9 protein-coding genes are annotated in these 14,312 nt (G+C 58.3%); 8 read left to right on the top strand and 1 reads right to left on the bottom strand.

The features are described from left to right. The first annotated feature begins 63 nt into the window (after positions 1-63). The 5 genes from NKJ89_RS03600 (at position 64) to gloA2 (ending at position 5,527) form a co-directional block, all read left to right on the top strand. The gene (locus tag NKJ89_RS03600; RefSeq protein WP_352599932.1) at positions 64-279 is read left to right on the top strand and encodes a tautomerase family protein; all 216 of its coding nucleotides are present in this window, start codon (positions 64-66) and stop codon (positions 277-279) included. A 146-nt stretch (positions 280-425) separates the two neighbouring features. Further along, positions 426-1,661 (top strand): LysR substrate-binding domain-containing protein, encoded by a 1,236-nt coding sequence (locus tag NKJ89_RS03595; protein ID WP_352599930.1) that lies wholly within the window; start codon positions 426-428, stop codon positions 1,659-1,661. Between the two features lie 232 nt (positions 1,662-1,893). Next, the gene (gene ligD, locus NKJ89_RS03590) at positions 1,894-2,127 is read left to right on the top strand and encodes a non-homologous end-joining DNA ligase LigD (RefSeq protein ID WP_352600315.1); all 234 of its coding nucleotides are present in this window, start codon (positions 1,894-1,896) and stop codon (positions 2,125-2,127) included. A gap of 92 nt (positions 2,128-2,219) precedes the next feature. Beyond that, positions 2,220-4,577, top strand: coding sequence for a hypothetical protein (locus NKJ89_RS03585; protein WP_352599928.1), 2,358 nt, complete (start codon positions 2,220-2,222; stop codon positions 4,575-4,577). A gap of 533 nt (positions 4,578-5,110) precedes the next feature. Next, on the top strand, positions 5,111-5,527 hold the full coding sequence (gene gloA2, locus NKJ89_RS03580) for an SMU1112c/YaeR family gloxylase I-like metalloprotein (protein ID WP_352599926.1): 417 nt from the start codon (positions 5,111-5,113) through the stop codon (positions 5,525-5,527). Here the strand turns inward: gloA2 and NKJ89_RS03575 are convergent. Then, complete coding sequence (locus tag NKJ89_RS03575; protein ID WP_352599924.1) at positions 5,524-7,215, bottom strand: phospholipase D-like domain-containing protein; 1,692 nt, start codon at positions 7,213-7,215, stop codon at positions 5,524-5,526. The two genes, gloA2 and NKJ89_RS03575, sit on opposite strands and share 4 nt — an antisense overlap. A 1,625-nt stretch (positions 7,216-8,840) precedes the next feature. Between NKJ89_RS03575 and NKJ89_RS03570 the strand changes: the two genes are divergently transcribed. From NKJ89_RS03570 to NKJ89_RS03560, 3 genes are all read left to right on the top strand, one after another. Further along, positions 8,841-9,533, top strand: a complete 693-nt coding sequence (locus NKJ89_RS03570; RefSeq protein ID WP_352599922.1) for a hypothetical protein — start codon at positions 8,841-8,843, stop codon at positions 9,531-9,533. A gap of 107 nt (positions 9,534-9,640) precedes the next feature. Then, positions 9,641-10,762, top strand: a complete 1,122-nt coding sequence (locus tag NKJ89_RS03565; RefSeq protein ID WP_352599920.1) for a patatin-like phospholipase family protein — start codon at positions 9,641-9,643, stop codon at positions 10,760-10,762. A gap of 3 nt (positions 10,763-10,765) precedes the next feature. Next, positions 10,766-14,308 carry a ComEC/Rec2 family competence protein gene (locus NKJ89_RS03560; RefSeq protein ID WP_352599918.1) on the top strand — a complete coding sequence of 1,181 codons (3,543 nt, stop codon included), beginning with the start codon at positions 10,766-10,768 and terminating at the stop codon, positions 14,306-14,308. The last annotated feature ends 4 nt before the right edge of the window (positions 14,309-14,312 follow it).

Below are 14,312 nucleotides of genomic sequence, written 5' to 3'. Positions count from 1 at the left end.
CGTCACAGGCAATCCTTCAATGATCAGTCGAAGCAAATATAGGAATGACAAAAGGAATTCTCGATGCCCTTTGCAAATATCAAACTCCCCGAAGCCGCGCTGAACAGAAAGCAGAAAGCCGAACTGGCCCATTCCGTCACCGAGCTCTTCGTAGGCTATTTCGGCGAAGGGGCACGCCCTTTCACGATGGTTCTCATCGAGGAAGTCAAAGACGGCGGCTACACCCGTGCTGACGAGGTCATGATCCTGCCAGACGCATATCGGGCGAAGCCTGATTGATCCAACGTTCATGCAGCCGCGGCTCCCTGCTTTGGCGCACCACACCGAGGTATCGCCCTGCGCTCACGCGGGGCGATACCAAGCAGGCTCCTTACCGAAGTTCGAACGGTCCTCCGAGGATGGGGTGGCAGATGAGAGCGAATAGCATGCCCAATATCCGGCATCTGCGGGCCGTTAGCGCAGTTGCGCGCTTGCAAAGCGTCAACCGGGCGGCATGCGAATTGTTCGTTACTCAGCCAGCTGTCTCACAGGCCATCGCATGCGTGGAGGAATGGTGCGACGAGGAGCTTTTTGTGCGCCATCGAGGAGGTATGCTTCCGACGTCGGCCGGGTCAAAGTTGATCGATCGCGTCAATCGAGCAATCGGCGAGCTGGAACGTGGCTATTGGTCGGCAAGGCCCGACTCGTTCTCGGCCGATCATTTCTACCAGATATCCTCTGTTCAGTTCATTGCGCTCGCCTCTCTTTCAAAAACCCGGGAGTGGGAATCGAGCTCGGCTGCCCTTGGCGTTTCCGCAACTTCGCTCAAGCGTACGATCCGGGCGCTCGAACTCACCATCGGGTGCCTGCTGATGCATCGGACTTCCACAGGAATTCTGTTTACCGACGCGGGAACACGTTTCGCGACTTCGATCGGCCTCGCGATCCGCGAACTGGAGCTTGGCACCGACGAAATCGCCATTGGGTGCGGTACTCGTGGCGGGACGCTCCGTATCGGGTCGATGCCCTTCGCTCGGGCACAACTCATACCCGACGCGGTTTTGCTGACGCTGAGATCCTTTCCCAACTTGGAAGTGATCATTGCCGATGGCGCCTACGACGATCTGCTACAACAGTTGCGGACCGGAGAGATCGATCTCATGGTCGGGGCACTGCGGCATCAGCATCGGGAGGATGAGTTTGATTGCGTCGGGCTCATCGAGCTTCCGCTTTCCATTGTCGCTCGTAGCGGCCATCCGCTGTGTAAGCGCGGAAACGTTTCGATAGGCGACACCGTTGAATATCCTTGGATTGTTAGTCGAGATGGATCGCCGGCTCGTCATCTCTTCGAAAAGATGTTTCAGACCAGGGGCATACAGCAGCCAAGAAATATATTGGAAGTGGGATGTCAGATCACGAGCCGCAGCCTCCTGCTGAACTCAGATATGCTGGCATTGTTGTCGGCCCATCAAATCGAATTCGAACAGTTCACGGGTCAGTTGTCGGTGCTGGATATCGAGCTTGAGGAGACAAGACGCACCATTGGAGTATCGACACGCAAGCAATGGTCGCCAACTGAGCCGCAGCGAAATTTTCTTTCCGCGTTGAAATCGGTGAGTTTCTCCGCATCCCAGTCGAAGGATACGCGCGTGGCCAGCTTCAATTCTCGGCGGCGAAACTGAGCGCTGTCTTGATACATGTGCCAAGTTCACAATGGTGGATGGATCGCCTCTCGAGTGGCAAGTCCAACGGAGGCCAGCGCGAACTGACCGTGAGGCGTCGCTCGGTGCATGATGATCCCGACCAGTTCACAGTCGGTCTCTTATAGGGCGGGGCCGCTGGCAGTGGCTAAGGGCTGGCCGAAGGTGACCGATGGCAAAGGCATTCACCTGATGGCCCCGCTCGGGGGCGAAGATCACGCGCGACAATGCCCGGCTCCTTGCCCGGCCTTTCGCCAATCGGCTCGCCGAAGCGCATCCTGATCGTTATCTGCTGTCCGCCGCGCCGGCAGCCCGAAAGGGCCGCATCTTCATTGACTATCTTCGCGATGGGCGCGGCAACACTGCGGTCGGCGCGTTCTCGCCACGGGCGCAGCCCGGCGGGTGTTTCGATTCAGCTCATTTCAACAGGTTGCGACATTTCTGTTAGGCGTCATTCCGTCGAGTCTCCCAAGCGACAAGAATCGGGTATGTGCGCGTACTCCTTCGCCGCCGACCCGACAAACCACATAGCCTACCCGCATGACTGAAAATTCGCATACCAGACTGCTCTCCCGAAAAATCTCTGATTTCTGCCGTCTCCGTCTTGACCCTGTGCTCCCTCCTCAAGAAAGCGCGCGCGTCAGAGAGTTTCTACTCCAGCTCATCTCCAGCGCTCAAACTCCGCCCCGAAAACTCCGCGGCTATGATTGGCAAGAAATCAGCTTTCAATGCGGCCTCGACGACAGCGCGATGCGAACTGCCAAAGTTGCAATCGAGCGGGCGCTTGATGCAATCGTTCGAAACACGAACGCTTCGCCGATGCGGGCGACCGTCGGCGGTTCCCGCAATGCCAAAACGGAACGTCCCCAGCGAGGCCGCCCACAGTTCACACCTACGAAGGCGTCCACAGCAAGCCGCGACAGAAACGTCGACCAGCCAGGGGCCATGGCGGCAGTGGCCCGGCAGAAGCCCGGCATCAAACCGCGCGATATCGAGGAGTTCCCGGCGCCTCTTTTCGAGGAACGGTTTGATCCACCGACCTTTCAGACGGCGCTGGATTTCCAGATGCGCCGTCACGGCGACAGCTATTGGCACCTCCATCGAGCTGTTGTCCGAGACGACGAGAGTTTCGACCGCTCCACAATTCGTCATTGGCTGCAGGGATCAAAATCGCCGCGCAGCGTGGCGAGCATGGAAGTGCTAGCTCGGATCGAGCGCCGTTATCGTCTTTCGGCAGGGTATTTTAAAGCGAAACTCCCGCTTCAGACGCGTTCCGCCTCCGGCCACATCCTCGATGACATCGGCTCGGCTGAACGCCGTCGGCTTGCGTGGCATTTGCCTGACAATTTCAACACGCGTTCGCCCGAGGAACAGGAGGAGATCCTGGAATGGGTTCGGCGTGTGATTATCAGTGGGTCAACGGACTACCGGAGATTCCAGGCGGCTGCGCTGAAACAGCGTTACGCCATTCGTTTCCCAGGTATCACATATGGTCAGTCAGATGCTGCGAATGACGGCTATCGAGTTCGAAGCGATCAGCATGACGATGGGGCTTTGTTCACCGACCCCGATCTTATGTCAGGCGTCATAGACGCCCCTCCTGCGCTTGCCATGGAAATGGCGGATCTGATCCGCTTCAAGACTGCGACACTCACTGCGTTCGGTCTGCAGCGCAACGGTGTTTGGGGCGAGGAGACAGCATCGCAGAAGGTCGAGCACCTCGGTTTGATGTTCGGTGCGGTGGCTGCGCATCCGCGCCGACCAGTACGCGGCTACGGCGTGCCAACGCAGCATTTGACCTTCGGCCTGCTCGTATTCCCTTCCGTCTGGGACTGGTACGTGCAATGGCGCGAGAGGCGGCGCGGGTTCTACACTACATGGGAGGTGGACATGCTGCGAATTTCCCTCGCGCTCACCCGCAAGGAGACGGGCTGGCTGAGGCAGCAACCTCAATTGGCGTCGCGAGTCCGACCCATCGCAGGACTGGTTTCACAGACCGACATTGACCGCGCCCGCGATGACTGGGAGGACGCCTGCGATGTCTACTTCAAGCATGCGTCCTCCCGCGTGAAGGAGATTCAGCGGATCGCGCGCGTGCATCGTGATCCGTTTGAACCAATCATGCCTGTGCTGGAGGCCGATAGCCCAGTGGGCGAGTATCGAAAGATTACCGAAGAGATACTGCGGCTCATGCCAGATGAACGCATTCATCGCCGTCCTGCCGCCGAGGCAGTCCGCTCGTTCCTGATGCTTCGGTTCGGGCTGCATCTTGGGTTGCGGCAGAAGAACCTGCGTCAGCTGATGGTCAGTGAACGCGGGAGACTGCCGCGGTCTGAGCGCCAGCTTGCCGACATGAAGCGCGGTGAACTCCGCTGGAGCGAACGCGAAAAGGGCTGGGAGGTCCTAATTCCTTCAGTCGCTTTCAAGAACGCGAACTCATCCTTTTTCGGGAGCAAGCCATTTCGGCTCGTGCTGCCGAACCTGGGCGGTCTCTACGAGCACATCGAGGCGTATATCGACCGCCATCGCGGAGTGCTGCTTGGAGGAGCCGAAGACCCCGGGACCTTCTTTATCAAAACGGTGAAGGCGACCAGCAAGGACGCCGCATACGATCGAAACACGTTCTATGAGGCATGGCGCCTGACTATTCAGCGATATGGCATCTACAATCCATATACGCAGCGCGGCGCGATCGCCGGCCTTCTCCCTCACGGCCCGCACAATGTTCGTGACGTGCTGGCAACGCACATCCTGAAGCAGACCGGGTCATATGAGCAGGCAAGCTACGCGATTCAGGACACACCCGACATGGTGGCGCACCACTACGGTCGTTTCTTGCCGCAAGACAAGGCTGCGCTCGCCGCGCGGATTTTGAACCAAGTTTGGCAGGCCGCGTAAAACAGCATCAGCGTGAAAGAGTAATTTCACACTGAGATGGGGCTCAGTCGTGAATTGTGAGGGGGTCGCTGCTCGGCTAGCTCTGGCAATTCGTTGTCCTCCGATTTAGACTGAATCTGACGCTCTAGAAACTTCGAACGGGTGATTTAACACGCTGAAGCGATCTCCGTCATGTAGGCTGGAGAGTATTGCCGACACCTTCGTCGCCCGCGAAACCATGCACGTCAATTGCGGGCATCCGATGTGCTGCAAATCGACCCAGATCGACATCCAGGGCTGAGGGCCGCCTGGGCATCACGTTAATCCCTCAGCGACTAACAGAATCATTAGTCGTCAATGGCTTACGAAGCAGTCTATCTCAGGGCCGGCCACATCGGCGCATTTGATTGCCGTCTGGCGGCAACTTTATGTGACCGATTGCGCGCAATCCGTATGGAGGACGCGGGCCTTGCGAACGGTGACATAAACAAAGTGACCCCGTACCCGCTGGTGACCTTGGCCGGTAAGCGCGGCTTGCCTATAGAGTTAGCAGCATGCTGAACGCCATTCACCACGTCGCGCTCATCTGCACCGACTATGACCGGTCGCGACGGTTCTATGTCGAGCTCCTCGGCCTCGATCTGATCCGGGAAGTCTATCGGGAGGAGCGGCAGTCATGGAAGGCGGATCTGCGGATCGGATCGGTCCAACTGGAATTGTTCTCCTTCCCCGCACCAGCGATGCGGCCATCCCATCCAGAGGCGACAGGCCTGAGACATCTGGCATTTGCCGTGGTAAGTCTCGATCCCGTAATTGCGCGGCTGGAAGCCGCCGACGTTGCCGTTGAGCCAATCCGGATCGATCCGTATACAGACCAACGGTTTACCTTTTTCAGGGACCCAGATGGATTGCCGCTGGAGCTCTATGAAGTGCCACAAGGAACGGTTTTGCCGCTTTCGCGGGGAGTCTAAGCGAACAACTCACGATCGCGGATCTTGACCTGATCTGTGTAATCTGCGGTCCACCAAGGGTCTTCTCCGGCGATCGGCGGCTTTTGTAGAGACAGGGTCTTTTTGGCTTTTGCCGCGTCATCCTGGGTCACGCGGAAATGATACTCATCAAAGATGCGCAGCCTCTCCACCATGTAAGATGTTGCGATTTTTCGATCGCGTATGAGCAACAGGTTTTCTCCATTTTGGAGGTCGGCGGCGCCGCTGAAGTTGTACGATCCAGTCCAGACCCGGGCATCGGCCGTGTTGAAGTCAATCACCACAAATTTGTGGTGCAGGTTTGGTCCGATTCCGCTGGAAGGCTCGACCTTAAACGGCGTCGGCACGTTCTTGTTGAGGCGAGCGAAGTAGACCGGAGCCGTGTTGCCATTGGGCTTGTGGACGACGACACCGGTGTTCTTGTCGGAAATGCCGTAGGTGAATATCGGGCTGTTGGTGGCGGCTTCCACCGCATCGGTTACTGCACCAGGCGTAATGCTCAGGAAGGCCAGTGAATACAGAAGGCACGATTGAGCCTTTTCGACATCCTTGCCGATTTCGGCCAGGCGCGCGCGGGCCTTATCATGAGGCGAAAAGGTGATGTTGGCATCAATTCCCGCCAGGCCGAGAGAATGCCAGTCGGGAGAGGGGCCATTGGCGAACTCATCCTTTTTCCAATAAGCTTCGAATGCAGCCTTGAGCGGAGCCACCGCTTGAGCTCCCGTGAGTAGCAAGGCATTGTTTGATTGGACGTAGAGCCCGCGCCAGCTGAAGTTGGTCGAACCACACACGGCGCGTGGCACCGCCGCGTCGACGACAATCATCTTATTGTGCTGCAGGCCGCCCATGTGCTCGCGCTTGACGTTGGCTGCTCCGGCGGAGGCGATTAGCAGAGTCTCAGACTGCGTCTCGCCGCTGGTCTTCAGGCCATGCTTGTCGCTGTCGTCGATGATGATCCTGAGGCGCGGGCCAAGCGCCAGCAGGCGGTCCATAATCTCACTTTCACTCATGTCGTAGGCGACCATGCTGACCTTGGCGGCGGGATCAGCAACGGCCGCATCCAGCAGGGCAAATATCTCTTTTCGGGCTTCCAGGCCCATCCACTCGTAGGCCTCGGTCGCTTTTGGATGTGTCGGAACGAATGTGGTGCCCTGATCGACTCGGGCGGGCAGGAGGGTTTTGAGAGAGCCGCCTTCCTGATACTTATCAACGAATGATTGCGAGGCGACATAGCCCCTGGTGAAAGCCACATTGATCTGGCCAGGATAGGTCTCTTTGCCGAGATCGATCGCCGCGGTTTGGGCTTCTCCCTGAGCAATGGCTCCGGCCGGATCCATGAACATTGGCATGACTGTAAACGCGTACGGGCCAGGCTGCGGATCGTCGTGAGGGAAAACCACCCACCTGAATTTCTGAATCGGCGCCTTGGTGGTCGGGAAGCTCTTGTATCCTTCGGGGTTTGGTGACCCTTCGAAATTTAGGCGATTGTAGACGGTCGACGGCTTGGGTGCGCCCGGCGCCTGGTACTGAATCGCAAATCCAACGAAATTGGTCGGTGGCTTCCCGTTTCGCCAGTTCATGGCTACGAGGGCCATTCTCTCGCCCCGATGAATCTTGAGCGTGAATGCCGCATTGGCATTGCCACCTATCGCCTGGAAATCATTCGCCATGGCCGTCTCCCCTCAGCCTGCCGTGAGCATGGTGACTTGTTTCATCGAAAAGTGCAATCGGTGTTCATTGCACCAATAAAGTATATGCTGCACGAGGCAAGTTGGCATTGAAGTCGCGTTATACATTTGAGGGTATGTGTGTGTCACTCAACTGTTCCGGGCGGGTATAAGTGCCGCTCCACGCCAAGATGAAATTCTAATAATTCCGTTCAGCCCATTTGTAGAGCAATTCGCTGCGCCGACTAAGGAGGAGCAGTTGAATGGAAACAGTGGGGAGCCTCGCAGTCAGTTTCTTCACTCACTTGGGCAGAGGATCGCCAGCTCTGACAAAAGCCCCCAGCCGTCGCCGGCCAAATTGCAGCAAAGGATGGCTTGGCGACCATCACCTCTCCGGGCCGATTTCGGCTGCGCCAGGCGAAAGGCCTGCTATAGGCATTTCCGAAGCTAGGACTCTCGCTCGCGAGCCCAATCGAGAACACGCGGAATTTCTTCGACGTAAGCGCCGCATTATGAAACACGTTGATCCGATCTTCTTCGGCGACCCGAAAACAGCGGCCATGAAGCTCACGGGCGCGATATGACGCTTAAAGTGGGCATCAGCTTCCGCGCGGTTGGTTTTTCCGCGATCAGAGCTTCAACGAACGGGCTCTCAATGTTTCCCGTCGGCGGGTTCAGGGGGAGAACCAACCTGCCGTCATGCAGTGCGCCAAGTAGTCAGAGGTGGTCGTCAGAGAAGGCCTGGATCTCGCCGCCGGTGAGCTCTTTGAAGAGCTGCCCGTTCCCGCCGTTCATCTGGAATTTCCGGTAGACGTCGATCTTCGTTGCCACCTTGAAGGGGTCTTGCGGGACGGACAGGTTGGAAATGCCTGGTCGGTGATGTGGATCCAGTCGCTATAGTCGCCGATGGCTGAGCGTTCGCTACTATTGATGCGTAGGCGACAGCGTTCCCGTTGACTCAGTTGGCACCTTGCGTTGGCGGTCCAGCCGGTGACGCTCGGAGCGGCCTTGGCGGTTGTGGTAGCTGGAGCTGGCTCTGAGCGGTAGCGGACATGTGGAACTACGCCTCCCTAGTCGGCAGCAACTTGCCTCGGCTAAGCATGCCCGCAAAAGAACTGAGGTTTGGATAACAAGGTGGTTCTTTGGCTCGGAGCTCTTTTTGCGACGTTGTGCACGGTACGTTTGCGAGCGCCAACACTGCCGCAACCGTAATTGCCCTTCGCCCGACCGTTCCTTATCGGATTTCCCGCGAAAGATAGCGAAATGGATTGCCATGGAGAGGACTTATAGAGAGGACTTATAGAGAGGGGGGAATCGGTCAGAAAATATAAAAGTTGGTATTTTCTTGCTTTCCATGATGAATGGTGCACTTACTTTTGGGGTTTTCGAGCATCTGCACAAAACGAACTAAGTGCGCCGACTTGGCAGCTATGGGGGCGGGGGTGTGCCAACGCGTTATGGAATGGATGCCTATCGCTGCGCGGGGCCTGCTGGACAACGGACAGATCCCGCATTGGCCGGCACCGTCACCGAGCGGGTTCCGAAATCGTACAAACACCCAGCTTTGCCACGCGCGCGATCTTCGATGTCAGTGTGAATTGTGACGCTTGCTAACTGAGGAGGCAGTGATGACCAGTGCTATGCAGGATGCAATGATCTGGATGAACAAGAACTTCGGTACGGACATCGATGCTGCGGTGGCCGGAACACCGATAACCAAGAACCTTCTCATCTCTATCGGCATCCAGGAGACCTTCTACATCTGGGCGAAAATGTACAAAACGGCAAAACCGGAGGAGGTGCTTGCCGTGTGCGTTGGGGATACGCTCGACTTTCCCAAGCGTGCTTCTGCCTGGCCGAAAAACCGAACCGACCTGGAAAGCCACGTCAAAGGCAAGGAGATGTTCAAGGTCGCGCGCGCCGCGCTGGTGCGCATCGCCGCAGTCAATTCCGGTTTCAAGACCGTCGTGAAGAATCCCAGCAAGTTCTGCCATGGATTCGGGATGTTTCAGTACGACATCCAGTTTTTCGACGGCGACAAGGACTATTTCCTCGAAGAGAAGTGGGCGACTTGGAAAGGCACACTCAGCAGGGGGATGTCGGAGCTGACAGCGCAGACGAAAGCCCTCTATGGGGCGGGCAAGAAGAATTTGACGTATGATGAAAGCGTTTATGTGGCCATCGCTTACAACCAGGGAGCGTCGAGAACCAAGAAGAACATGGTCACCAAGAAGTTCAAGCAGGGCTACAAGGACGCCCAAGGTGTCTTCTACGGCGAACATATCGACACCAATCTGAAGGCCACGAAGGGGCTTTGGTGAGGACCGCCCCGCCGGCAGTCGTGGCATTCGCCTTCAATGTCCTGAAGCTTCGCGAGCCTGGCCGCTAAAGCGCTGACGAGCGGAGCGATCGAAATGGAGACGAGAACGTGGCGAAAAACGTCAAGGCCGAAGCGGAGTCGGTCGACAGAAAGACACCGGCGCTGGCGCTTTCGGGCGGCGGATTTAGGGCAACACTCTATCATTGCGGTGCGCTCATGCGGCTCAATGAACTCGGCTACCTGTCCAAAGTCACCCGAATATCCAGCGTCTCCGGTGGTTCGATCGCCAGCGGCATGCTGGCGGCCGCATGGCCACGCCTCAACGTCGAGAAGGGAGTCGTTACCAATCTCGATACGGAAGTCATCGCGCCGCTGCGGATCTTCTGCCGTCGGTCCCTCGACACCATGGCAGTCGGCTGGGGTACGGTGCTTCCCGGCAAGTCAATCGGAGATGTGTTAGCTGACGCGTATGACGAGATGTTCAAGGGCATCACTTTGCAGGATCTGCCCGACACGCCGCAATTCGTGTTCAACGCCACCAATCTGCAGACCGGCCGTCTGGTTCGGCTGATGAAGGTACGGCTGGCCGATTTCAGCATCGGGGAGATCGTCAGGCCGAAGGTGCGGCTTGCCGTGGCCGTCGCGGCTTCCAGCGCATTTCCACCTGTCCTGTCGCCGGTCGAAATCACGGTGGATGCCAAGAGCTGGGTGAAACGGAAGGGAGCCGTGCATTACGGCGATTCAACTTACACACGTACCCTTTCGCTCACGGACGGCGGTGCTTACGACAATCTCGGGCTGGAAACGGTGGACGATTTCAACCCGGTCATCGTCAGCGACGCAGGTGCTCCCTTCGGCACCGAAGAAACAGCTACGGCATTCTGGCCCAAGCAGGCTCTGCGGGCGCTCGATATCGCCACCGATCAGGCGCGGGCATTGCGCAAGCGGCTTCTGTTCGCAGAATGCGCGGCTGAGCAGCGCGTGCCGGCCTTCAGCGGCATCGACTGCAATCCAACAGAATATCCCGCCGTTCAGGTCCTGCAAGCCGATCCAGCGTTGACCGGACGGCTTGCGCGCATGCGCACCCGGCTCGACCCCTTTTCCGACCAGGAACAGGCACAACTGATCAACTGGGGTTGGCTGATGATGGACGTGGCCATGCGCAGCTATGTGACCACGGCGGCGCCTGCGCCGAAGAAATTTCCCTTTCCCAAGTTTGCGCTGGCGTGATCGATGCTGCTTCCACCCGGTGATCCGCTCCGCAAAACTGGCCTTGTCTACCTCGACGCTGCGAGAGCGGCTTACCCGGCTGCCCATGTGCTGATTGTTGGCGTCGGTGCCTATCAGTCGTCGAAGCTGGGTATGCTCACCAGCACGACGGTCTCCGCCCGTGCCATTGCCGACTGGTTTGTCGATGGAGCGAACGCCCGCTACCGGAACGATGAGTGTCCCCTCGGTAGCGTCGCCATCCTGCTGTCGGAGGCCGAAGCAGACGGCGGCACAGGGCTGGCGTCCTATGCCGGCGGCGAGGTTCCGAGAGCGACGTTCAAGGAGGTTGCCGAGGCCGTGAAGGCCTGGGTGAGACGCATCAATACGAACAAGGACAATCTCGCCATCCTCTATGTCACCAGCCATGGAGAGAGCTTCAGGAATCAGACCGCTTTCCTGCTCGAGGACTATGGTCTCGATGACCTCGACAAAACCTCGGGCATGTCGAAGATCGAACAACTCGCCGGGGCGCTCGAGAATGCGACACCTATCGCTCAGCTCCTGCTCTTCGACTGCTGTCGTGTTCCGACAGGAATGCGCCTGCCCTGGGATGAAGAACTGGGTACCAAGCTGATTTCTCTGAGCCGGTCCGAGGACGACCACGGCGAACCCAGAAAGCAGTGGGTGATCGCAGCCACCTCGCTCGGTGAGGTTGCGACGGGGCGCACCAACAAGACCACGCTTTTCGCCGATGCCTTGATCAACGCGCTCGACGGCGTCGCGAGCGATCCCGCCGAGGACGGCTGGCCGGTGCGACCTGGAACACTTGTCGACAAGATCGACAGCCTGCTTGCGCTGCACCGCCGGCAGGACGAGAGGGCACAGACACCGGGCGGGAAAATGGCCGGTTCTTTTGACATCACCTTTGCCGGCGAAAAGCAGCAGGTGCCGGTTTTTGTCTCTTTTAAGGATCCGGCGGAATGGCCGGACAGCGTAATCACCGTTACCGCCGATCCTGGAAAAGGCGCCACTATCCAAGGCGAGGAGAGTGAATCGCCATATCGGATGATGACGGTGCCGATATTGGCGGACGTTCAGGCCACGGCTGTCAGGAACGGTGAGGCTGCCGGCAGTGCGAAAAGGAGAGCCTATGCGCCGGCGATATTCCTTGAGTTGAGGAAGGCACCTCAGGCGGCCGGAACCGTGATTGGCCAGCTGGACGTCGGACGCAGCCTGATAACGCGGGGAGAACTCGTCATCGCTTTGAATAGCACGGTACAAATCGTGGCCGGGGGTGTCGCCGATATTATCTGGCGCGGCGAGGCGAAAAAGCCGGTCAAGCAGCTCACCGTTCCAATTGGCGGAGAAGCGTCGCTGGAGGTTCAGGACGGCGACTATACGATCGTGCTTCGCACCCCGGACGGCCACACGCAGACGAAAGATGTCAAACTGGCCAAGGACGTGATCCTGAGGGTCGAGTTTTCCATGCAGACCTCGCCGCAGGAATGGCTGGCACCGGCGATTGTATCCGGAGCCATGGGCGGGGTTAGTGCAGTCCTAACGCTGGCGCATGGGAAGGAAACAGAAGCCCTTGAGAGTTTGTTTCCAACGGAGACCGCCACGCAAAGCGCGCCGGAATTTGCTCCGGTCGCGGCCAATGTCTTCTCGCACGTCGAAATCAACCTTCTAAAGCGACGGGTGGTGGAGCCGCGGCTGGAGATGGCCAATGGCGGTGACGATGGGCGAGTGATGCGGCTCGGCATCCAAGACAATGTCCAGGTGCGGTTCAAGTCAGGTGGAAGATGGGCAGAAGATCGTCCGCTGTTTGCGTTGATCAAAGTGGCAAAGCGTCAGGAATTTGCCGTGATTCCAAGCTTGGGCTTTGATGGCCTTTATTCGAAGGGTGGTTGGAACCCCTATCTCATCGTGGACAGGGCGGCGTCGAGCGAGGCGATGCTGAGCACCGTCATCGTCGAGGACCGGATCTGGGGGGGCCTGCTTGGCTTCATAGCCTCGCGCGACATGATTACTGCCGACAAACTGCTCGACAGCGGGTTGACCGACAAGGCAGTGGACGCGATGTCCGGCAAGCGAACGAATCCCCTGGCAGCACTGGCAGGCGCCCTGGTGGCTGTAGCAACGTCCAGTACCGATGTCGAGAAGCGGTGGGATCCGTGGCTCAGGAACCTGGCCAATTGGTTTCCCGGCATTCCCGATGGCCCGATCATCCTCGGCCGCCGGCTGCTGGTGCGCGCGCGCAATGCCGAGGAGATCGCCGAAGCGAAAAAATGGCTGTTCGAGGGCTTTGATCGAGGTGTGCCGATCTATTCGCTGTCGGTCGAATGGCTGGCCCGTGGGCTAGAAAGCATCGCGGGTGAAGATGCCGAACTCGCTGGGCGACGCAAGGCCGCCCGCCAGCTCGCCAACCGCGTCGACCCGGCGCGCGCCTTCACGGTCATCCGCCTTGACGATGAGGAGAAGATCTTGCCGACGTTCAAGCTCGCCATGCATCCGGCCTCCGAAGGCGACGCGCTGATGCTCACATGGGGCAAAGACACTCTGCATCACGCGCTCGTCGATGTCGGACGCACCGGTGACTACCGGGCGCTAAAGCCGCTGCTTGAGAAAATAGGCAGTTTCGAACTTTTCACCATCAGCCATATCGACGCCGACCACATCGAAGGCGCGGTGCCGCTTTTTCAGGAAGAAACGCTGCCCATCAAGGCCAAGAATGTCTGGTTCAACGCGCATGCGCAGTTAGTCGATGCCAAGATCCGAAGCGCACCGCTGGACCGAGAGTTTCTGGGCGCCGCCCAGGCCGAGAAGGTGACCGCCGGCATTGTAACGAGCAAATGGCCGTGGAACGCGCAATTCGCGAGCGGCATCGTTTCGCTCGACAGTCCCGAAGCGGGTGCGCCACTGACGTTCGAAGGCGGTCTCAAGCTAACTATACTGTCGCCATCCGATATGAAACTATCGCAGCTTCTTCCGGTCTGGGACGCTGAACTGGAGAAGGCTGGTCTGCGAACCGTCGATCCGGACGAGTTGACCGCTGCGCTGGTTGAGGGGCGGGAACATCTTGGAAGTCTCAATGTCGACGACCTAGCGGCCCGGAAGTTCGCCATCGACACCACGAAGCCGAACGGGACCAGCATAACCTTCGTCGCGGAATTTGGCGGTAAGCGCGTGCTGATGGGGGCGGATTCCCATCCCGACATCGTCGAAGCCTCGCTTCGCAAGTTGGGAGCCTCCGAAACGGATCGCTACAGGCTCGACTGCCTGAAGGTCTCCCACCATGGCAGCAGGGCCAACACCTCGCCATCGCTTCTGAACATCATCGACTGCACGCGTTTTGCCTTTTCCACCGACGGCTCGCGGCACGGTCATCCGCACGCGGAAACCATCGCGCGCATCCTGAAGGCCGATCCAGAACGCAAAAAGACGCTGATCTTCAATTTCCGGCAAAACAGCACGAACCAATGGGATGACGCCGAGCTGAAGAAGTGCTGGAACTACGAGTGTCTGTTTCCCGAGGCAGGGAAAACTGGCCTAGAATTCGACATCTGAGGGA

Origin of the sequence: Mesorhizobium sp. M0047, assembly GCF_040323315.1 — a bacterium.
Taxonomy (GTDB): domain Bacteria; phylum Pseudomonadota; class Alphaproteobacteria; order Rhizobiales; family Rhizobiaceae; genus Mesorhizobium.
The sequence above is the reverse complement of the archived record's forward strand: the minus strand, read 5'-3'. Positions and strand labels throughout refer to the sequence as shown.

Coding starts and splice junctions, on each gene's coding strand:
- NKJ89_RS03595 (WP_352599930.1), top strand. CDS start 426: ATGCCCAATATCCGGCATCTGCGGGCCGTTAGCGCAGTTGCGCGCTTG.
- NKJ89_RS03560 (WP_352599918.1), top strand. CDS start 10,766: ATGCTGCTTCCACCCGGTGATCCGCTCCGCAAAACTGGCCTTGTCTAC.
- NKJ89_RS03570 (WP_352599922.1), top strand. CDS start 8,841: ATGACCAGTGCTATGCAGGATGCAATGATCTGGATGAACAAGAACTTC.
- gloA2 (WP_352599926.1), top strand. CDS start 5,111: ATGCTGAACGCCATTCACCACGTCGCGCTCATCTGCACCGACTATGAC.
- NKJ89_RS03585 (WP_352599928.1), top strand. CDS start 2,220: ATGACTGAAAATTCGCATACCAGACTGCTCTCCCGAAAAATCTCTGAT.
- NKJ89_RS03600 (WP_352599932.1), top strand. CDS start 64: ATGCCCTTTGCAAATATCAAACTCCCCGAAGCCGCGCTGAACAGAAAG.
- NKJ89_RS03575 (WP_352599924.1), bottom strand. CDS start 7,215: ATGGCGAATGATTTCCAGGCGATAGGTGGCAATGCCAATGCGGCATTC.